Genomic DNA, 21,576 nt, shown 5'->3' with positions numbered 1-21,576 from the left:
ATTGAAAACCTGAGCGTCTTTCATCTCATGATGCATCTCAGTGTTCATCAAATTCTTCAATCGTAACGTTGAACGTGAGGGTTTGACCATCACGCAAGACGGTAACAGGAACGATGCTACCGGGGCGGATTTCAGCAACCTGATCCATGACTTCGGGAGGTGAAATTGCAGGCTTACGGTTGAAGCTGATGATGATATCCCCCACTTGAATGCCTGCCTTTTTGGCGGGGCTGCCCGGTAAAAGCTGGAAAACCCGAACTCCCTGAATTTGATGAATATTGGTCCCTGAAGAACGAATATTAGGCAGTTCTTTTGTTGAAATACCAATATATCCTCTGATAACTCGTCCATCACGGATTAATTTCTGCATGATTTTTGTTGCAAGCTTTGTAGGAATAGCAAATCCTAGTCCTTCAGGTGTAGAGCCAAACTCAGACTTATCAAATGACAGCGTATTAATGCCCACCAGTTCTCCTAATGTATTAACCAGCGCACCGCCGGAACTACCTTGATTAATTGACGCGTCTGTTTGCAGAAAATTTTGTCGCCGTGTCGGGCTGAGCCCGACACGCCCGGTCGCACTGATAATACCCTGAGTAATGGTCTGCCCTAAGTTGTAAGGGTTGCCGATTGCCAGCACGATATCGCCCACATGGGGAGTATGTTTGAGATTGATCGGGATCACCGGGAGATTTTCAGCGTTTATCTTGAGAACAGCCAGATCGGTCGGGCCATCAGAGCCGACCAACAGCGCTTCATAAAAATGCCCATCTTGCAACGCCACAATAATAGATCCCACTTTATTGATGACATGTTTGTTGGTGAGTATATACCCCTGCTCACTCATAATAACACCAGAACCCAGAGGGATAAGCTCCCGTGGTTCATGGGAAAAGCTACCTATGCTGGTGCTATAGATGTTAACGACAGCAGGAGCTGCCCGGCGAACGCCTTGACTGTAACTGGAAGGTTTTTCTGTGTCGTTGCTGTATAGGAAATTATTTAACTTATTGGGACGCAGTGATGGTATAGCAACCAGGAAAATCGTTGCAATAAGTAATCCTACCAATATGGAGCGCAGTAATTTGATCAGCATGGCATTATTCAATAATCAATAAGTTAAAAAAGCATAGCACAGAAGCGAGCAGACACAGCTTATTCCTGTGTCTGCCTTTTCTATACCTTTTATCTTTCGGATTGTTTGTTATCACACTGTTTTGTTATCACGCTACAACCTGAAATTCATAGAGGTATATATTGATTAACTGTGCAGCAGTAGGTAAATATTATCGCTACCACGCAGAATATTCAGGGCAATAACGGATGGTTTTTCTTCCAGTATTTTTTGCAGTTCATTGATGTTCTTAACTCGAACATTATTAGCACCGATAATCAAATCATTCTTCTGCAAACCTACCATTGCCGCTGGTGAATTTTTGGCAACTGCATCGACTTTTACGCCAGGAGTGTTATTCACGATGCTAGTGCTGAGAGTTGCACCTTGCAGAGCAATACTCAGTTTTTCCGCTTTAGTTGCCTGATTTTCACTGTTTTCCAGTATGACAGTTACTTCCATTGGCTTCCCTTTACGCAGTAAACCAACTTTGACCTCTTTACCTGGAAGGGTAGTGCCGATCTTCGCCCTTAACTCAGCAAAGCTATTAATTTTTTTGCCATCAATGGAGACCAATACATCTCCTGGCTTGATACCCGCTTTAGCCGCAGCAGACTTAGGCGTGACTTCACTGACAAATGCACCTTGTTGCGCATCAATATTCAGTGCCTTGGCGATATCTGCTGACATTTCGGTACCTCTGATACCAAGCAGGCCTCGTTTTACTTCACCATGAGCAATCAGCTGATCGGCTAAGTTCTTGGCCATATTACTTGGGATGGCAAAGCCAATGCCAACATTGCCACCGCTTGGTGCGACGATAGCAGTATTAATACCAATCAGCTCCCCTTTTAGGTTAATCAGAGCACCACCAGAGTTACCCCGGTTAATGGAGGCATCAGTCTGAATAAAGTTTTCCAAACCTTCCAGATTCAGGCCACTACGGCCAAGGGCGGAAATGATCCCTGAGGTAACGGTTTGCCCTAGCCCAAATGGATTGCCGATGGCAACAGCATAGTCACCGACACGTAGCTGATCTGAGTTAGCAAATTTGATGGCAGTCAGATTTTTGGCATCTTTTAACTGTAAAAGAGCAATGTCAGTTTGTGGGTCACGCCCGATGAGTTTGGCCGAATATTCACGCCCGTCATTTAGCTGGACTTTAATTTTATCCGCATTATTGATAACGTGATTGTTAGTAAGTACGTACCCTTTATCGACATTAATAATGACACCAGAACCTAATCCCTGGAATGGCCGGCTTCTTTTTTCCATTGGCGGAAAACCTGGCCCAAAGAAGAACTGGAAGTCTTCTGGTAGCTGAAGCTGTTGGGTTTGCACCTCAGTACCAGCAACATGTATGGTAACGACAGAAGGAAGAATTTTTTCCAGCATTGGAGCCAGGCTCGGCAATTCTTGAGAGGCCATGGCAGCAGGTAAAGCTGCATTACTTTCCATTGGAACCGAGGCCAAAGATAATCCAATACTGATCGCGAGTGCGCTGAGCAATGTGTTTTTACTTTTCATTGAATACGTTCTCTTACATACTTAAGCCAGAAAAGGAAAATCGTACTTAAAATTCCCATCTCATAAAGAAATTCTGCTTTCTGAGAAATTACTCTAATTGAGACAGGTCTCAATCATAATTGTTTCGTTGCAGTTATGACTACCAAGTATTCAGCAAAGTTCACTAATAATGTAGTTTTGTTGAATGTCTTTACAGGGATTTACCTGAATAAAAAATAAAAAACAAACGTATATAACAGGATAAAGTAGCTTGCCGTGATGCTGATTGTTACCACGGCAAGGCGATTTATTGCTTTTGGTCTTGAATTGGACGAAACAGGCCGGATGCACCTTCAGAATAGTCTCGCGGAGGCGTATCGGTGACAATTTGATTAGAATCGGTCTTGGATTCGTTAAGACGGTAATTAAAGGGATTATCCTGTACAGGCATGTTTGGCATCAGCTCATTGGAGCTTTTAGCCATATGCTGATACAACTGGCGATAATCACGAGCCATATTATCCAGCAATTCGGCGCTACGGGCAAAATGGCTAACCAGCTCTTTGCGATATTCTTCAAGTTCTGCCCGATTTTTCTCCAGTTCTGCTTGTACCGCATTTTGCTGACGCAATTTTGTGCTGCCAAAGCGGACAGCCAGTGCTCCGATGATAAAACCAATAATTAATCCGATCAGTGCGTATTCCCAAGTCATGGCAACTCCTTTATTAACATCACAGCTATCACTATAACCGTTAATTCAGTCAGAGTGGAATATTGATTATTATTTAATTAATTTATATATCACCTGAGATGTTAATTTTATACGAATTTGTCATGATAGGTTGTGAGTTATACCCAAGGTATGTAGACCGGGAATAAAAAATTTTTAAGGATCACCACGTTAATGTCACCGATTACACCTTCGTCTCTTTACCAAATTGCGCTGTCCGATGGACAATATCAACCTGATGAAGTGCAACACAAGACAGTTGTCCGCCTTGATATGATTTATCATGATCTCGTGCAGTTTTCTGCCAGTAATACCTTATATTCAGATGGCGTGAAAACAAATGGATTGAAAGGGCTATTGAGTAAGTTGTTGAAGCGCTCATCAACAGAACAGATTCGTCCGGTTCAGGGGCTTTATATGTGGGGAGGCGTGGGACGAGGAAAAACATGGTTGATGGATATGTTTTTCCGGAGTTTGCCTACTGAACGGAAATTACGCCTCCATTTCCACCGTTTTATGCTGCGGGTACATGAAGAATTAACTGAATTACAGGGGCGCGAAAACCCTCTGGAAATTGTGGCAGATGGTTTCAAAGCACAAACGGATGTACTCTGCTTTGATGAATTTTTTGTTTCTGACATTACGGATGCTATGATCCTCGGCACATTATTAGAAGCTTTGTTCAGACGAGGAATTGCACTGGTGGCAACATCAAATATCCCACCAGATGAACTGTATCGGAACGGGTTACAACGCGCGCGTTTCCTGCCAGCGATTGAACAAATCAAGAAATATTGTGACGTGATGAATGTAGATGCCGGAATTGATTATCGATTGCGGACACTCACTCAGGCACATCTTTATTTGACGCCACTGTCGGAAAGTACCCACCAAGAGATGCATCAGGTTTTCCTGCGTCTGGCCGGGCGGGAAGGTGAGCCAGCACCGGTACTAGAGATTAATCATCGTAAGATGCCTGCGATTAACAGTGTTGATGGTGTGTTGGCAATCAATTTCAAGACGTTGTGTGAGGAACCCCGCAGCCAGTTGGACTATATTGCGTTGTCTAAGATCTACCACTCTGTCTTGCTGCATGACGTACCGGTGATGACGGTATTGAATGAGAGTGCTGCGCGGCGTTTTATTGCATTGGTCGATGAATTCTATGAACGTCACGTGAAATTGATCATCAATGCTGAAGCGCCAATGGAAGAGATTTATCAGGGAGAATTACTCCGTTTTGAGTACCAGCGTTGCCTGTCCCGTTTACAGGAAATGCAGAGTGAGGAATATTTGCAGCGCCCGCATCTGCCTTGATATTCGGTGAAATTCTAGAGAGATTTCGCCAGGATTACCGTTATCTGGCGAGATAATTATTGAATTTGGGGTCGATTTTTTATAGCGACTTCTCTATAATCTTGCGACCCCACGTTACAGCAGGATTTTTTATTTCCCGAAAAACTTGCATTAGTGCCGGCATAGGCTATTCGAAGGGGTAGGTTTGCTGGACATGAGTCGTGTGAACCTCAAAAAAGTTTCTGAACCTCGAGCGTTCACCAACGTGTAACTTATAATTGGGTAAGCTTTAATGAAAACTTTTACAGCTAAACCAGAAACCGTAAAACGCGACTGGTATGTTGTTGACGCAGATGGCAAAACTCTGGGCCGTCTTGCAACTGAAATAGCTCGTCGCCTGCGCGGCAAGCACAAAGCGGAATACACTCCGCACGTTGATACTGGTGATTACATCATTATTGTTAACGCAGAGAAAGTTGCTGTAACCGGCAATAAACGTGCTGACAAAATCTATTATCACCACACTGGTCACATCGGTGGTATCAAGCAAGCGACCTTTGAAGAGATGATTGCCCGCCGTCCTGAGCGTGTCATTGAAATCGCGGTTAAAGGCATGCTGCCAAAAGGGCCACTGGGTCGTGCAATGTACCGTAAACTGAAAGTTTACGCGGGCAGTGAGCACAACCATGCGGCACAGCAACCACAAGTTCTGGACATTTAATCGGGATTATAGGCAATGGCTGAAAATCAATACTACGGCACTGGTCGCCGCAAAAGCTCTTCCGCTCGTGTCTTCATTAAGCCAGGTAGCGGTAACATCGTAATCAACCAACGCAGCCTTGAAGTTTACTTCGGTCGTGAAACTGCGCGCATGGTTGTTCGTCAGCCACTTGAGCTGGTTGACATGCTGGACAAACTGGATCTGTACATCACTGTTAAAGGTGGTGGTATCTCTGGTCAGGCAGGTGCAATCCGTCACGGTATTACCCGTGCACTGATGGCTTATGACGAGACTCTGCGTTCTGATCTTCGCAAAGCTGGCTTCGTTACTCGCGATGCTCGTGAAGTTGAACGTAAAAAAGTGGGTCTGCGCAAAGCACGTCGTCGTCCACAGTTCTCCAAGCGTTAATTTTTTGCCGCAATGGTGGCATTGGATTAATGTTGAAACCCGCCATTTTTATGGCGGGTTTTTTATCTTTGGGTTTTCTTGCCTTTGTGAATACTCTTTTTTTCCAGAAAAAAAAGCATATTGCAGAGATAAATTTCTGAACTCCAATATATCATCATTAATTCTTAATCTACTTCCCCACAAAATGTTCAAAATCTGGTAAACTAGTGACAATTTTTTGTCTTGTCCATGTGTTTGCCTGATTTGTCTATAATCCTCGGATAATAAGCGCGAAGCCGGATGAGAATATGAGCGAGAATAGCCATTGTTCATTGAAGGGCTGTTCGTTCCTTTTTTTAGATAAACTTGGAGGTTTTCATGGCTGTCGCTGCCAACAAACGTTCGGTAATGACTCTGTTTTCCGGCCCGACCGACATTTTTAGCCATCAAGTGCGAATTGTACTGGCGGAGAAAGGGGTCAGCGTTGAAATAGAACACGTTGAAGCAGGCAATCTGCCGCAGGATCTTATTGACCTGAACCCGTATCAGACGGTTCCTACCCTCGTTGATCGTGAGCTGACTCTTTATGATTCTCGCATCATAATGGAATATTTGGATGAGCGTTTCCCGCATCCACCGCTCATGCCTGTATACCCTGTTGCACGAGGTTCCAGCCGTTTGATGATGCACAGAATTGAAAAAGACTGGTATTCCCTGATGTACAAAATTCAGGAAGGGAATATGCAGGAAGCCAATGCTGCACGGAAACAGCTTGCTGAAGAGTTGCTGGCAATAGCACCTATTTTCAGAGAGATGCCTTTCTTCATGAGCGATGAATTCAGTTTGGTAGACTGCTATCTCTCTCCTCTGTTGTGGCGTTTACCTGTACTGGGTGTTGAGTTATCTGGCCCGGGAGCCAAAGATCTTCAAGTCTATATGCAACGTGTATTTGAACGTGATGCGTTTCTGGCTTCATTGACAGAAGCGGAGCGTGAAATACGTTTACAGTCACGGAGTTAATGTATGGGTATGACTCAAATATCTCCCCGCCGCCCTTATTTATTGCGGGCACACTATGAGTGGCTGCTGGATAATGACTTGACTCCGCATATCGTTGTGGATGTTACTCAATATGGAGTAAGCGTTCCGATGGAATATGCGCAGAACGGGCAGATCATCCTGAATATTTCTCCACGGGCGGTTGGTAATCTGGAATTAGCCAATGACGAAGTTCGCTTCAATGCTCGTTTTGGTGGGGTAGCACGTCAGGTTTCTGTTCCTATGTCTGCTGTGATCGCAGTTTATGCTCGTGAAAATGGGGCCGGAATGATGTTTGAGCCAGAAGTAGCCTATGAAGCGGGATCTGGGCAGGAAGATTCCGATTCTCCGGTGGCTGATAATCTGGTGCTGATTCGTGATATGAAAACACAACATGATGATAATTCTCCGGATGATGAACCCCCTCAACCACCAAAAGGCCGCCCGATATTACGTGTGGTAAAATAGGCACATAAACCATGTAGTGCCAATAAGTCGTTAAAATAAAGGAGATAAAAATCTCCTTTATTTTTAGTTGTCTTTATTGGTTATTGAATTGATATTGTATTACAAATATTCAGTGTAAGACTGGTTCAACTCCCATTGACATATCTCTATATTTTCTTTGTCCTTTCTGCTTGCTGATTTTTTGGCTGCATTTAAACTTTTAGCTACATTTCGAACAAATTGCTCTTTATTTTCCAAACCTATTAATGTTGGTGGAATATTACAGATATCACTTGATAAGGAAGGTTTGCGTTTGTTTGCCAGTGTTAGAACTTCAACAGGATTATTAATCAGGGCAAAAGATAAGGAATTAACAATCTGTTTGGAAAAGTCTTGATGTATGTTGGGAGTTAACTCAAAAGCAATTTTTACCCATTCAGGATTTCCAGTCGTAATATAATGAGCAATTTCGTTCCTTTTACCTTGTTCACCTATTTCAGCAACGATGGAATTCACCCCCCTTTCTTTTACTTGCTGTCTGATTTCTATAGGGGTAGATAATCCAGCGACCGAAGGGGAACTAATTAAGAATATGAAAGAGAGCAGAGATATTTTAGTTAGTAAACGCATTTAGTTCTCGGAGTTACTATTATGTAATTAATTTTAAATTGTTTATTATTTAATTAGTTTACTTGAAAGTGCAGGCTTCAAATCTGTAATTTACGTATAAATCATCATCTTATTTCATTAATCCCTCATATCTTCTTTATATCCTAGAGCTATATGCTGAAATCTTTCTTTAAAAAGAAGTCAAACCTATTTTTAAGATTAGCTAAGATATTAAATTCAAATATTTACTTTTGGGATATAAGAATAGTCGCATAACACAGAAAAATACAATAATCATGGTAGTAAAACGGAAATCATCACTACTTCCATAGGAGATGGTGGTTTTAGAACACAATCTTCTGTATACACAAAAAATGTACCAGATGAATCAAAAAAGATCAATAAATTGATCGGTATTGACGATCAATTTCATATTCATTGATAGAATTCATCAATCAAATGAAAATGATCAATAAATCCAACAAGAAGTGGTTTTGGAATGACAATAAAAGAAGTGAGAGTCTATTTTGTGAGATTTTCTCCAGTCAGAAGACCGGAGAAAAATTTAGGATAAGATGAAATTAAACCTCAAGGTAATCAAGAATACCGGAGGCGGCTCTCCTGCCTTCAGCAATGGCAGTGACGACTAAATCAGAACCTCTGACAGCATCTCCACCAGCAAAAATTTTAGGGTTGCTGGTTTGGAAAGGAAAATCACTGGATTCGGGGGCGATAATGCGTCCTTGTTGATCAAGATTGACCTGATATTCATCCAGCCATTGCATGGTATGTGGTTTGAAACCAAACGCCATAATCACAGCATCGGCTTCAATGATAAACTCTGAATCTGGAATGATTTCGGCCTGGCGCCGGCCTTTTTCATCCATTTCTCCTAATTGTGTTTTAGCTACTTTGACACCTCGAACATGGCCTTTATCATTGACTTCAATGCTGACTGGTTGGAGGTTGAATTGGAATTCAGCACCTTCTTCCCGGGCATTTTTCACTTCACGGCGAGAACCCGGCATGTTGTCTTCATCCCGCCGATAGGCACAGATCACATGGGTTGCACCCTGACGAACAGAAGTACGTACGCAGTCCATTGCTGTGTCACCACCCCCCAGAACCAGAACCCGCTTATTTTTCATATCAATATAGGGTTGTTCCGGTAATTCTTCATAGCCCATTAAATGACGGGTATTGGCAATTAGAAAAGGCAGAGCATCATATACCCCGTCGGCATTTTCATTTTCCAGACCACCATGTATGGACTGATAAGTTCCAACACCCAAAAAGACGGCATCAAATTGCTTTGTGAGTTCAGCAAGTGTGACATCTTTCCCTATCTCTGTATTCAGACAGAATTTGATACCCATTTCGGTAAAAATTTCTCTGCGCCGGCTCATGACTTCTTTTTCTAGTTTAAAAGCAGGAATACCAAATGTGAGCAATCCGCCGATTTCAGGATGTCGATCGTAAACGACAACCTGTACACCATTGCGTGTCAGAACATCAGCACATGCCAATCCGGCAGGGCCTGCTCCAACGACGGCGACTCGTTTGTCGGTCGTACTCACGTGTGACATATCGGGTTTCCAACCCATCGCAATAGCAGTATCGTTAATATAACGCTCAATATTACCGATAGTGACGGCACCAAAATCGTCATTCAGTGTACAGGCACCTTCACAAAGACGATCCTGCGGACAAACCCGCCCACAAACTTCCGGCAGGCTATTTGTTTGATGGGATAGCTCTGCTGCTTCAATAATGCGGCCTTCATTGGCTAATTTTAGCCAGTTCGGGATGTAGTTGTGTACCGGGCACTTCCACTCACAATACGGATTTCCACATGCGAGGCAGCGATCTGCTTGCGCCTGTGCTTGAATTTCAGAAAAAGGCTCATAAATTTCCACGAATTCTATTTTTCTGATTTTCAACGCTTTTTTGGGTGGATCGACACGCTGTAGATCGATAAATTGATAAACATTTTGACTCATTCTTAACTCCTACTGCGCCTGAATCCGCAATTCTGCGGAGGAGCGGCTGCGGTGCCCCAGCAGTGCACTGACATCACTGGACTTAGGTTTAACCAGTGCGAACTTATTGACCCATTGTGACCAGTTTTCCAGAATACTTTCACCGTGTTGTGAGCCAGTCAGGCGAACATGTTCGGTGATTAATCCGCGTAGGTGTTCTTTATGAATGGAGAGGGTATCAATTGAGAGAACTTCGACTAATTCAGAGTTAACCCGTTTGCGGAAATCATCAGATTCATCGAGAACATACGCGAATCCTCCTGTCATACCTGCGCCAAAGTTGACTCCTGTGTTACCCAGAACACAGACTATTCCACCAGTCATATATTCACAGCCATTATCTCCAATCTCCTCAACCACGGTGATGGCACCTGAGTTTCTTACTGCAAAGCGTTCACCTGCACATCCGGCGGCAAATAATTTTCCGCCAGTTGCACCATAAAGGCAGGTATTGCCAATAATCGTTGCTTCGTGACTTTTGAATGCAGAGCCTACCGGAGGCAAAATAACAATCTGTCCACCTGCCATGCCCTTGCCGACATAATCATTGGCATCACCAGTTAATGTTAATTCAACTCCGCCTGCGTTCCAGACTCCAAAACTTTGTCCGGCTGTTCCTGTAAAATGTAATTTTATTGGGTTACCCGCCAGTCCCTGATCACCATGTATTGCGGCAATCGCGCCAGACAGTGATGCCCCGACAGAGCGGTCAGTATTCTGGATATCAAAATAGAATTTTTTACTCTGCGCCTTTTTAACAAAAGGCAGGGCCTGATTGATAATAGCTTTATTGAGCACGCCCTGATCAAAGGAAGGGTTATCTTCAGTGCAATACTGGGCTTTACCTTCATGGGGCTGTGCTGTTTCCAGTAAAGGTTCAAGATTGAGTTTGCTTTGTTTGGCAGAGATACCTTCCAATATTTCAAGCAAATCTGTGCGGCCAATCAAATCTGTTAATTTGCGCATTCCCAGTTGAGCCAGAATTTCACGCGTTTCCTGTGCGATAAAGCGGAAATAATGAATTACTCGTTCAGGCAGCCCGTGATAATGAGACTGACGCAATTTTTCATCTTGTGTAGCTACTCCGGTTGCACAGTTATTGAGATGACAAATTCTCAGGTACTTACAGCCGAGCGCAACCATTGGTCCCGTACCAAAACCAAAACTTTCTGCACCTAAAATAGCGGCTTTGATAATGTCTACACCTGTTTTTAACCCGCCGTCAACCTGAAGACGAATTTTATGGCGCAGGCCATTAGCGACCAGCGCTTGCTGGGTTTCTACTAAGCCGAGTTCCCACGGACAACCGGCATATTTCACAGAGGACAGAGGGCTTGCTCCTGTTCCTCCGTCATAGCCGGCGATAGTGATTAAATCGGCATAGGCTTTTGCTACGCCGGTAGCGATGGTTCCTACACCCGGCTCTGAAACCAATTTCACAGAAATCAGGGCATTAGGATTGACCTGTTTCAGATCAAAAATTAACTGGGCCAAATCTTCGATGGAATAAATATCGTGATGCGGTGGTGGCGAAATCAATGTCACACCGGGAATCGAATAACGTAGTCTGGCGATGTATGGTGTTACCTTATCTCCCGGTAATTGCCCGCCTTCACCGGGTTTTGCTCCCTGGGCAACTTTAATTTGAATAACATCGGCACTGCTTAAATAAGCGGGAGTGACGCCAAAACGCCCGGAGGCAACTTGCTTAATCCGGGAAACTTTTTTCGTACCATAGCGAGCAGGATCTTCTCCACCTTCGCCGGAATTGGAGAAACCACCCAGTGTATTCATTGCTTCAGCCAGTGCTTCATGTGCTTCAGGACTTAGCGCACCAATTGACATCGCCGCGGTGTCAAAACGTTTGAACAGCGCTTCGGCGGGTTCGACTTCTTCAATGGGAATCGGCTCTCCTTTTGGAGATATTGCCAGCAGGTCGCGTAGTGTTGTGATAGGGCGGCCGTTGACCAATTGTGAGTACTTCTGGTAATCACTGTACTTGCCGCTGTGAACGGCTGCTTGTAAGGTACTCACGACATCAGGGTTATAAGCGTGATATTCCCCATTGTGGACATATTTCAGTAATCCACCCTGATCGATCGTATGGCGGTACAGCCACGCCCGTCTGGAAAGGTTACGCAAATCTTGTTCAAAATCGTTGAAATCAGCCCCTTCAATCCGGCTGACGACCCCATTGAAGCAGCGATCTGTTATTTCAGAATGTAAGCCGACAGCCTCAAACAACTTAGAACAGCGATAGGATGAAATCGTGGAGATGCCCATTTTGGACATAATTTTATATAACCCTTTATTGATACCATTGCGATAATTCAGCATCACACGGGCATATGGGGTATTGATTGTGCCATCATCGACCATTTTGCCCAATGATTCATACGCCAAATAAGGGTAAACAGCGGTAGCACCAAAGCCAAGCAATACCGCAAAATGGTGTGGATCGCGGGCACTGGCAGTTTCGACTATCAGGTTGGCATCACAACGCAAACTTTTTTCCACCAAACAGTGCTGGATGGCACCAACTGCCATTGGGGCAGGGATCGGTAATCTTTCTGGAGAAATATTACGGTCGGATAAGACCAGCAATACCGCACCATTACGGACACGTTTTTCTGCTTGTTCGCACAGGGTTGAAATTGCGGTCTTGAGATTCGTTTCTTGTGGGTTAAACGTTAAATCCAATGTTTCTGCGCGATAATAAGAGCTTTGCTGTGTTGTCAGTTGCACAAAATCGGGATAGAGCAGTACCGGGGATTCGAAACTCAGGCGGTGAGCCTGTCCTTCAGCTTCACAAAAGACGTTCATCTCCCGGCCTATGCGGGTGGACAACGACATAACATGTGCTTCACGCAGCGGATCGATGGGAGGATTGGTCACTTGAGCAAATTGCTGGCGGAAATAGTCATAGATTATGCGTGGGCGGCTGGAAAGTACGGCAAATGGTGTATCATCCCCCATTGAACCCGTTGCTTCCTGACCATTCTCGCCGAGTACGCGAATGATTTGGTCCAGCTCTTCATGACTGTAGGCAAACTGTTTGTGATAGGTTGCCAACATGCGATCATCCAAATCCCGTGTGCCAACTTGTTCTTCTGGTAATTTTTCGAAAGGAATCAGGTGCCTGACATTCTTTTCCAGCCACTCTTTATAAGGATGGCGGCTTTTCAAATCGTTATCGGTTTCGGCAGAATGAAGAATTCGGCCTTTCCGGGTATCGATTACCATTAATTCACCTGGACCGATACGTCCTTTTTCTACGACTTCATCGGGTTGGTACTCCCAGATCCCGACTTCTGAAGCACAGGTGATCAGTTTATCCTTCGTAATAACATAACGTGCCGGACGTAAACCGTTGCGGTCGAGATTACAGGCTGCATAGCGTCCATCAGAAATAACGATACCCGCCGGCCCATCCCACGGCTCCATATGCATGGAATTAAAATCGAAGAAAGCACGCAGATCGTCATCCATATCTGGGTTGTTCTGCCATGCGGGGGGAACCAGTAAGCGCATTGCACGGATCAAATCCATACCGCCATTGAGAAATAGTTCCAGCATATTATCCAGTGAACTGGAGTCTGAACCTGTTTCGTTGACAAAAGGAGCCGCAGTTTGTAAGTCAGGGATCAAAGGCGTACGGAATTTATAGGCTCTCGCTTTGGCCCATTCGCGGTTTCCGGTGATCGTATTGATTTCACCATTATGAGCCAGATAACGAAACGGCTGTGCTAATGGCCAGCGAGGGACGGTATTAGTTGAAAACCGTTGATGGAACAGGCAGATCGCTGACTCCATGCGTAAATCTGCCAAATCCGAGTAGAATCGAGGCAGATCAGCCGCCATACATAGCCCTTTGTAAATCGTGACCAGATTGGAGAGGCTGCAAATATAAAAATCGTCATCGGTAATGCGTTTCTCTATACGGCGACGGGCAATGAATAGACGACGTTCTAAATCCTGTGATCGCCATCCGGCAGGGGCATTAACAAAAATTTGTTCAATTCGGGGAAGGCTTGACAGTGCGATGTTGCCTAAGATATCGCGATTTATAGGGACTTCTCGCCATCCGGCAATGGACAGCGTTTCATTTTCTAATTCTTGTTCGATAATATCGCGGCATGATTGGGCTATCTGGCTATCCTGGCTCAAAAACAACATACCGACAGCGTAGTTTTTTGCCAGTCGCCATGATTGTTCATGGGCAATCATCTGAAAAAACCGGTCAGGTTTTTGCATTAATAAGCCACAGCCATCACCTGTTTTTCCATCTGCCAGAATTGCTCCCCGATGTTGCATCCTGGCAAGTGCATGTATTGCTGTGCGCACAACCTTGTGGCTTGGCTCTCCTTCAATATGTGCGATTAATCCAAAGCCACAGTTATCTTTTTCCTGTAATTTGTCATACAACATGGTAAAGCTCCCAAGTTCTGTCCGACTCTTACATCACTCACGAGATGATATAGATTATTATTGCTACAGACGTCTGAATTGCGCCCTCAGTCAAATACCATTTGTTTGTTTAAGTTTTATTGGTAATAACTGGTTATCAGTCATAACCGTTAATAAAAACAGCAGAGCGAAATGATATTGTGTTTTTGTATAAGGTCACTGCATAAATATGAGTTGGAGAAATAACCAACAGGTAATTTTCAGTGAATTCCCAACTTAGCGAGAAAAATAAAACAGGTCAAATAATGCCAGATCGTGTTTTATGTAATTGAAAAATACATATCAGATTGAATTAAAATAAAAATATTGTTACTACCTTATTATGTGACTCAGATCATGACTTAGAAATGATGTGAGTTATATCACTAATTTATCCATATTATGTATTTTAAATATGCTTATAAAATGACTTTTTTTAGAATATTTATCTTTGTTGGTGAATTTTATTGGCATTTTGTTGTGTATTTTGTGTTCGTTAAGAGTAAATGATTGATTGATTTTTATTCTTTTATAAGTCACTAAAATCGGGTTTGATTTAATATTCTGTTTTTTTGATTATTTATTCTTTTAAGGGAGTTAAGAACAATATCCCTTAACGAAGTTGGGCTTTATTTAAGTTATGATTCAATCTGGTGATTTTACTTGGAGTTATTATGGAGTTGTTATGAAGCTGATCAGGGGGCTTGCCCAATATTACGTTGATTTAATGATGAAACTGGGATTAGTACGCTTTTCGTTACTACTGGCATCTGTTCTGGTGATCTTGGCAATGACGATGCAAATGGCAGTGACATTCGTCTTGCATGGGGAAGTACAACGTATCGATTTAATCCGTTCCATCTTTTTTGGTTTATTAATTACGCCGTGGGCGGTTTATTTTCTCTCTATTGTCGTGGAACAACTTGAAGAGTCCCGTCAACGCTTATCCAGTTTGGTGGCAAAACTGGAGGAAATGCGTCAACGTGATGCAATATTGAATCAGCAGCTAAAAGATAATATTACTCAATTAAATCAAGAAATCAGCGAAAGGGAAAAAGCAGAAAAAGCGCATCTGGTATTGTTGGACAAATTGAAATTAGAAATGGAGTACCGTGAAAAAACACAGATTGAACTTGAACAGCAATCGGTTCTGTTACGTTCATTCCTTGATGCTTCACCTGATCTAGTTTATTACCGCAATGAAGATAATGAGTTTTCTGGCTGTAACCGTGCGATGGAACTGCTGACAGGCAAAAGTGAAAAACAACTGATTGGTCTGACACCGATAGAAGTTTACGACAAGGAAATTGCCAGCAAGGTGATGGAAACGGATGAAAAAGTCTTTCGTCATAACGTCTCGCTGACTTATGAACAATGGCTGGTTTATCCTGATGGACGCAAGGCCTGTTTTGAGCTGAGAAAAGTTCCTTTTTATGATCGTATCGGTAGACGTCATGGTCTGATGGGATTTGGACGCGATATAACGGAGCGTAAGCGCTATCAGGACGCGTTGGAGAATGCCAGCAGAGATAAGACTACCTTTATCTCTACGATTAGCCATGAGCTTCGTACGCCTTTAAATGGCATTGTCGGCTTAAGCCGTATTCTGATGGATACCAATCTGACACCTGAACAGTGCAACTATCTAAAAACAATCCACGTCAGTGCGATCACTCTGGGTAATATCTTTAATGATATTATTGAGTTAGATAAAATTGAGCGCCGTAAGATCCAACTTGACACTCAGCCGATTGATTTTACTGGTTTTATGGCTGATTTGGAGAATTTGTCTGGATTGTTGGCACAACCAAAAGGCATTCGGTTTGTTTTAGAGCCAGAATTGCCATTACCCGCTAAGGTCTTGGCTGATGGTACTCGCCTACGCCAAATTCTGTGGAATTTAATTAGCAATGCCGTGAAATTTACCCAGAAAGGCGAAATCAGAGTGCGTATCTGGTGTGAAGAAGAAGATCGCCTGCTGTTTGAAGTCACTGATTCCGGTATTGGTATCCCCTCTGATGAGCTAGAAAAAATCTTCGCCATGTATTATCAGGTGAGAGACAGTGCTGGCGGACGTCCGGCCACGGGGACAGGGATCGGTCTTGCTGTATCCAAACGGCTCGCACAAGCTATGGAAGGTGATATTACGGTTAAGAGTACAGTAGGTGAGGGATCTTGTTTTACCTTATCTGTGATTGCCCCTGCGATTGATGAAAACGCTGTAGGAGGGGAAGAAGAAGATTCACTGCCATTACCCGCACTGAATATCCTGTTGGTTGAGGATATTGAGCTGAATGTCATTGTTGCCCGTTCTGTTCTGGAGAAACTCGGTAATAGTGTAGATGTCGCCATGAATGGCCGTGATGCTCTGGAGATGTTTGATCCCGATGAGTATGACTTGGTGCTGCTTGATATCCAATTACCGGATATGACTGGATGGGATATTGCTCGTGAATTGCATAAACGTTACCAGAATCACACTCTTCCTCCTCTGATCGCTCTGACTGCCAATGTTTTGAAAGACAAGAAAGAATATCTTGAGGCAGGCATGGATGAAGTTCTCAATAAGCCTCTTTCTGTGAAAGAACTGACTGCCGTAATGGAAAAATTCTGGGGTAAATTGGCTGAATCTGAACCACGGTTACCGGAGCCCTTGAAAAAGGATGAAGCATTCATTGATGAACTACTTGATTTAGAGATGCTCAATCAGTATATCGACTTGGTAGGTCCGAAGATGATATCTGATAATCTGACCATCTTTGAAAATATGATGCCGAACTACCTTGCCTTACTGGAATCGAATATGACAGCAAAGGATCAAAAAGGAATTACGGAAGAGGCTCATAAAATCAAGGGTGCTGTCGGTTCTGTCGGATTACGTCATTTACAACAATTAGCACAGCAGATCCAGTCACCAGATTTACCCGCGTGGTGGGATAACGTGCAGGAGTGGGTAGATGAGCTGAGTCAGGAATGGAAACATGATACGGAAACATTGAGAAACTGGCTGGCGGACGCTACAAAAAAATAACCCCAACCGAAGTTGGGGTGCGCGAATACTGCGCCAACACCAGGGAAACTTGTTTGCCCGCTTATCTAAGATTTATTTTAGGCGCGAGCAATTAAAGAATTCTTCCACACAGAATACAAGTACCAACATAGCAAAGATAAGATTTTTGGTTATGCTCCCAATGGTTAGATATTGTGATAAACTCCTTACTTTTTATTCTGGGTGAGATATGGCTAAAGTTGATGTGGTTTGTCGTTACTGTCATAAAACAGACGAGGTTAAAGGGCATGGAAAAGGGCGTACTGGGCACCCCCGCTATCACTGTTATGCTTGCCGTAAAACCTTCCAACTGAACTATACCTACCAAGCCTGCCACCCCGGCATGAAAGAACGAATTATTGATATGTCCATGAATAACGCTGGTGTCAGGGACACGGCTCGGGTTCTGAAAGTCGGTATTAACACGGTCATTCGCACATTAAAAAACTCACGCCAAGACAAGTAACTACGCTGCCGCTTTCGGGCAGTGAAATTCATATTGTCTGTGAAATAGACGAGCAGTGGTCATTTGTCGGTAATAAAAGAAATCAGCGCTGGCTCTGGTATGCGTGGGAGCCGAATAGGAAACGGGTAGTGGCACATGTGTTTGGGGATCGCAGCAGGAAGACGTTGAAAAAGCTGCTGGCACTCCTATCTCCTTTTACTATCCGGTTTTACTGTACAGATGATTATGCCGTTTACGATTACCTGCCTAAGAAAAAACACCTCACGGGAAAGAAATTTACCCAACGTATCGAGAGAACGAATCTTACGCTTCGTATCCGGATAAAGAGGTTGAATAGAAAGACAATAGGTTATTCCAAATCCGAAGAAATGCACGACAAAGTGATAGGTACGTTCATTGAGCGTGAATACTACATCTCATCACCGATCTAACCATTGGGAACATGACCAGATTTTTTGTTACAAGATTCATTAAAATCTGTGATGAAGATTGGTGTTTAACCCTCTAAGGGGTTAAGCATTAATCTACTACAAATGGAGAGAAATATGAAATCTGTTGCAGTTATATTAAGTGGATGTGGGGTCTATGACGGTAGTGAAATCCACGAATCCGTTTTAACTATGCTCTCTTTGAGTCGTTTGGGTGCTGAAGTGTCTTTTTTTTCGCCTGATGAGTCACAACATCATGTAATTAATCATCTTAATGGAGAGGAGAAACAAGAAATCCGTCACATAATGGAAGAGTCAGCCCGTATAACAAGAGGTAATATTCAGCCATTATCTGAGGTTGATGTTAATACTTTGGATGCATTGATTGTTCCCGGCGGTTTTGGCGTAGCTAAAAATTTATGTAATTTCGCATTTAAAGGATCTGACTGTGAAATAAATAAAGAAATTTTAAGCGTTGTGCAAAATATGCACCAAAAAGGTAAGCCAATGGGTTTTATGTGTATTGCACCCGTTATGGTTCCCAAAATATTAGATAAACCGATAAAAGTCACTGTAGGTAATGATCCCGAAATGGTAGCACAGATAGAAAAAATGGGAGGGGTTCATATAGCGTGTCCGGTTGATGGCATTGTTGTTGATTTTGAAAATAAAATTGTTACAACGCCAGCTTATATGCTTGCTCAATCTTTATCTGAGGCCGAAATAGGGATAGACAAATTGGTCAGAAAAATATTGGAAATGATTGAGTAATAGGATGAGAAATCCTTTTTCAATATTATGGCACTGGTTGAAAAAAATTGTGGGCATGATCACTCTTTTGTGGTTTGTTGCTGTAATCACATTTTCATTTCTGCCAGTGCCGTTTTCTATGGTAATGCTGGAAAAACAGATCAGCGCTTTAGTGTCAATTAATTTATCTTATGTTTCTCGCTCTACTTGGGTAGATCAAGATCAAATTTCACCTTATATGGCATTAGCCGTGATTGCTGCCGAGGATCAACGGTTTCCGGAACACTGGGGATTTGATTTTCCAGCGATAGCAATGGCAGTGGAACATAACAAAAAGTATCGGAAGCGAATACGTGGTGCTTCTACCATAACTCAGCAAACAGCTAAAAACCTCTTTCTGTGGGAAGGGCGTAGTTGGGTGAGAAAAGGGTTGGAGACGGGAATGACGGTTGTGCTGGAGCTACTGTGGCCGAAGAAACGTATTTTGACCGTCTATCTCAATATTGCTGAATTTGGTGATGGTATTTTTGGTGTGGAAGAAGCTGCTCAACACTATTTCAGCAAACCAGCCAGTCGATTGACAGCCTCCGAGGCCGCTCTTTTGGCGGCAGTGTTACCTAATCCTCTCCGTTATAGGGTTGATACGCCTTCTCCTTATGTGTTGCAACGTCAGCGATGGATTTTACGGCAAATGCAGTTATTAGGGGGACAGCATTATCTAAAATCAAATAAATTGAGCAAATAATTTGAAATGCAGCGCTCAGGAAACAGTAGAAAAACCCAAACAAAGCAGCTCTTTTTGTGCCGCTTTGTTTGGAATAGTTTGTTTGACAGAGTTGTTTGCCAGGGCGTGTTGGAAAAAATTAACGGCGACAGTTTTACTGTTAATGCCGTGATTTGTATCGTGCTAATCGCTACTTCTAATATCGAAATCTAATCAAGATAAATGAACGCGATGGTTACGCGTTTAACCCCGTCAGTTTCACTGGCAATCTTCGCGGCATCAGCTCCTTCCTGCCGGGTAACAATGCCAAATAAAAAGACTTCGCCATTTTCAGTCACAATTTTAATATTTGATGACTTCACTGCATCACTGGCCAGAATTTTCGAACGTACTTTCGTTGTCAGCCAGGTATCTAAAGATGCAGTACTGAGTGTAACAGGATTACCTTGTCTGATTTCGTTGTAAACTACACTAACCCCTTCAATTTTTGATGCTATCTGCTTGGCTCGATCTGCTAGCTGCATATCTGGGCTCTGGCCGGTTAATAGCACCTTACCTTCATAAACTGTTGTAACGATACGAGCTCGGGACTTAATTTGTGGGTCCTTACTGATGGCATTACTGATACGAGCTTCTAAAGTGGTATCGTCAACTTGTTGCCCGACTGTACGGGGATCGGTGCCTGCTTTGGTTGCAATAGCAGCAGAGCCGACGATGGCAGCACCAATACATCCTTGCAATAATATTGCACCACAAAATACCAATAATAGAGAAAATAACCGCATTATTTGGCTCCTTAGTCATCCTGATGAGGGAATAACGTATTATCGATTAAGTCACACAGACAGTTAATTGTCAGCATGTGCACTTCCTGAATTCTGACACTGTGATGGGAAGGGATGCGGATTTCTACATCTTGTGGACCCAACAACCCTGCCAGTTCACCGCCATCAAAACCCGTCAATGCAACAATAGTCATATCACGGGTGACAGCGGCTTCTACTGCTTTGATAATCGCCCGGCTGTTTCCATGTGTAGAGATAGCCAGCAGAACATCTCCAGTCTGCCCCAGTGCTCTGACTTGTTTAGCGTAGATCTCTTCTGGCTGTTTACTGCCGGCAATGGCAGTGATCACCACATTATCAGCATTCAGCGACAACGCTGGCAGACTTGGTCGCTCTGTCTCAAATCGGTTTATCATACTGGCTGTAAAACGTTGTGCTGTTGCGGCTGAGCCGCCATTACCACAGCACAGGATCTTGTTGCCATTCAGCAGTGACTGAACCATCATCATTGCGGCGCGGGATATCGCGTCGGGTAATGCCTCTGCTGCTGCGATTTGTGTTTGAATACTTTCGGTAAAGCAGACTTTAATTCTATCCAGCACGTTATGACCTATATATTTCTATTTTATTGATCGAGTAAATTCAGAACCTATCAGATAGGTTTTCATTTAAATTAAAAGCATCTTTCAGCCATTCAAATTTTTGACCAGTAATTGCACAAACATCAAAGCGGCAGGCCGCAGTTTCAAAACATTCATCACGCTGATAAAGCCAGAACGAGGCGGTGCGCAATATCTTTCTGCGTTTGCTTCGGGTAATTGTAGCAACGGCATCGCCGTATTGTGCATTTTGGCGGAAACGAACTTCGACAAAGACCCATGTTTGTTTATCACGCATGATCAGATCAATTTCCCCGCCACGAATTTTCACATTCTCTGCGACAAAGACAAGACCTTGTTGCTGCAAAAATTGTTTAACTTGTTGTTCATAATAGCATCCCTGAGCATAGCGATTGTTTTGGTTTTTTTTCATCCTGAAATT

At 43.3% G+C, this 21,576-nt stretch carries 18 protein-coding genes; 9 read left to right on the top strand and 9 right to left on the bottom strand.

Annotated elements, in window-relative coordinates:
• Positions 1–37: 37 nt before the first annotated feature.
• From degS to zapG, 3 genes are all read right to left on the bottom strand, one after another.
• Positions 38–1,096: an outer membrane-stress sensor serine endopeptidase DegS gene (degS, locus tag AAC852_RS14890; RefSeq protein ID WP_340621682.1), complete on the bottom strand. Its 1,059-nt coding sequence runs from the start codon at positions 1,094–1,096 to the stop codon at positions 38–40.
• A 165-nt stretch (positions 1,097–1,261) separates the two neighbouring features.
• Positions 1,262–2,641, bottom strand: a complete 1,380-nt coding sequence (gene degQ / locus AAC852_RS14885) for a serine endoprotease DegQ (RefSeq protein WP_340621681.1) — start codon at positions 2,639–2,641, stop codon at positions 1,262–1,264.
• A gap of 286 nt (positions 2,642–2,927) precedes the next feature.
• Entirely contained in the window at positions 2,928–3,332 is a 405-nt protein-coding gene (gene zapG, locus AAC852_RS14880; RefSeq protein WP_340621680.1) for a Z-ring associated protein ZapG, read from the bottom strand.
• A 192-nt stretch (positions 3,333–3,524) separates the two neighbouring features.
• On the opposite strand from zapG, the gene zapE reads away from it, so the two are divergent.
• The 5 genes from zapE (at position 3,525) to sspB (ending at position 7,260) form a co-directional block, all read left to right on the top strand.
• Positions 3,525–4,667, top strand: a complete 1,143-nt coding sequence (gene zapE, locus AAC852_RS14875; RefSeq protein WP_340621679.1) for a cell division protein ZapE — start codon at positions 3,525–3,527, stop codon at positions 4,665–4,667.
• Positions 4,668–4,938: 271 nt separating this feature from the next.
• Complete coding sequence (rplM, locus tag AAC852_RS14870; RefSeq protein ID WP_038259580.1) at positions 4,939–5,367, top strand: 50S ribosomal protein L13; 429 nt, start codon at positions 4,939–4,941, stop codon at positions 5,365–5,367.
• Between the two features lie 15 nt (positions 5,368–5,382).
• Positions 5,383–5,775 carry a 30S ribosomal protein S9 gene (gene rpsI, locus AAC852_RS14865; protein ID WP_021323578.1) on the top strand — a complete coding sequence of 131 codons (393 nt, stop codon included), beginning with the start codon at positions 5,383–5,385 and terminating at the stop codon, positions 5,773–5,775.
• A 357-nt stretch (positions 5,776–6,132) separates the two neighbouring features.
• Positions 6,133–6,774, top strand: coding sequence for a stringent starvation protein SspA (sspA, locus tag AAC852_RS14860; RefSeq protein ID WP_047686007.1), 642 nt, complete (start codon positions 6,133–6,135; stop codon positions 6,772–6,774).
• Between the two features lie 3 nt (positions 6,775–6,777).
• The gene (gene sspB / locus AAC852_RS14855) at positions 6,778–7,260 is read left to right on the top strand and encodes a ClpXP protease specificity-enhancing factor (protein WP_340621678.1); all 483 of its coding nucleotides are present in this window, start codon (positions 6,778–6,780) and stop codon (positions 7,258–7,260) included.
• 99 nt (positions 7,261–7,359) lie between these two features.
• On the opposite strand, the gene AAC852_RS14850 is transcribed toward sspB, so the two are convergent.
• The 3 genes from AAC852_RS14850 to gltB form a co-directional block, all read right to left on the bottom strand.
• Positions 7,360–7,869 (bottom strand): hypothetical protein, encoded by a 510-nt coding sequence (locus tag AAC852_RS14850; RefSeq protein ID WP_340621677.1) that lies wholly within the window; start codon positions 7,867–7,869, stop codon positions 7,360–7,362.
• A gap of 560 nt (positions 7,870–8,429) precedes the next feature.
• Positions 8,430–9,848 (bottom strand): glutamate synthase small subunit, encoded by a 1,419-nt coding sequence (locus tag AAC852_RS14845; protein WP_340621676.1) that lies wholly within the window; start codon positions 9,846–9,848, stop codon positions 8,430–8,432.
• Positions 9,849–9,857: 9 nt separating this feature from the next.
• On the bottom strand, positions 9,858–14,315 hold the full coding sequence (gltB, locus tag AAC852_RS14840) for a glutamate synthase large subunit (RefSeq protein ID WP_340621675.1): 4,458 nt from the start codon (positions 14,313–14,315) through the stop codon (positions 9,858–9,860).
• Positions 14,316–15,018: 703 nt separating this feature from the next.
• On the opposite strand from gltB, the gene arcB reads away from it, so the two are divergent.
• From arcB to mtgA, 4 genes are all read left to right on the top strand, one after another.
• Positions 15,019–17,364: an aerobic respiration two-component sensor histidine kinase ArcB gene (arcB, locus tag AAC852_RS14835; protein ID WP_340621674.1), complete on the top strand. Its 2,346-nt coding sequence runs from the start codon at positions 15,019–15,021 to the stop codon at positions 17,362–17,364.
• Between the two features lie 208 nt (positions 17,365–17,572).
• Positions 17,573–18,279 (top strand): IS1 family transposase gene (locus AAC852_RS14830; protein ID WP_340620646.1). Its coding sequence is split into 2 segments (ribosomal slippage): positions 17,573–17,822 and positions 17,822–18,279, totalling 708 coding nucleotides; the frame shifts between segments, so codons are not numbered across the junction.
• Between the two features lie 114 nt (positions 18,280–18,393).
• Positions 18,394–19,047, top strand: coding sequence for an isoprenoid biosynthesis glyoxalase ElbB (gene elbB, locus AAC852_RS14825; RefSeq protein WP_340621673.1), 654 nt, complete (start codon positions 18,394–18,396; stop codon positions 19,045–19,047).
• A 4-nt stretch (positions 19,048–19,051) separates the two neighbouring features.
• The gene (mtgA, locus tag AAC852_RS14820; RefSeq protein ID WP_340621672.1) at positions 19,052–19,771 is read left to right on the top strand and encodes a monofunctional biosynthetic peptidoglycan transglycosylase; all 720 of its coding nucleotides are present in this window, start codon (positions 19,052–19,054) and stop codon (positions 19,769–19,771) included.
• Positions 19,772–19,959: 188 nt separating this feature from the next.
• Here mtgA and dolP read toward each other — a convergent pair whose 3' ends face one another.
• From dolP to AAC852_RS14805, 3 genes are read right to left on the bottom strand one after another with little or no spacing between them, the layout of a single operon-like run.
• Positions 19,960–20,535: a division/outer membrane stress-associated lipid-binding lipoprotein gene (dolP, locus tag AAC852_RS14815; protein ID WP_340621671.1), complete on the bottom strand. Its 576-nt coding sequence runs from the start codon at positions 20,533–20,535 to the stop codon at positions 19,960–19,962.
• A gap of 11 nt (positions 20,536–20,546) precedes the next feature.
• Entirely contained in the window at positions 20,547–21,137 is a 591-nt protein-coding gene (gene diaA, locus AAC852_RS14810; RefSeq protein WP_340621670.1) for a DnaA initiator-associating protein DiaA, read from the bottom strand.
• Between the two features lie 40 nt (positions 21,138–21,177).
• Positions 21,178–21,567 (bottom strand): YraN family protein, encoded by a 390-nt coding sequence (locus AAC852_RS14805; RefSeq protein ID WP_340621669.1) that lies wholly within the window; start codon positions 21,565–21,567, stop codon positions 21,178–21,180.
• Positions 21,568–21,576: the final 9 nt, after the last annotated feature.

The organism is Xenorhabdus siamensis (genome assembly GCF_037996745.1).
GTDB classification, from domain to species: Bacteria; Pseudomonadota; Gammaproteobacteria; order Enterobacterales; family Enterobacteriaceae; genus Xenorhabdus; species Xenorhabdus indica.
The sequence above is the reverse complement of the archived record's forward strand: the minus strand, read 5'-3'. Positions and strand labels throughout refer to the sequence as shown.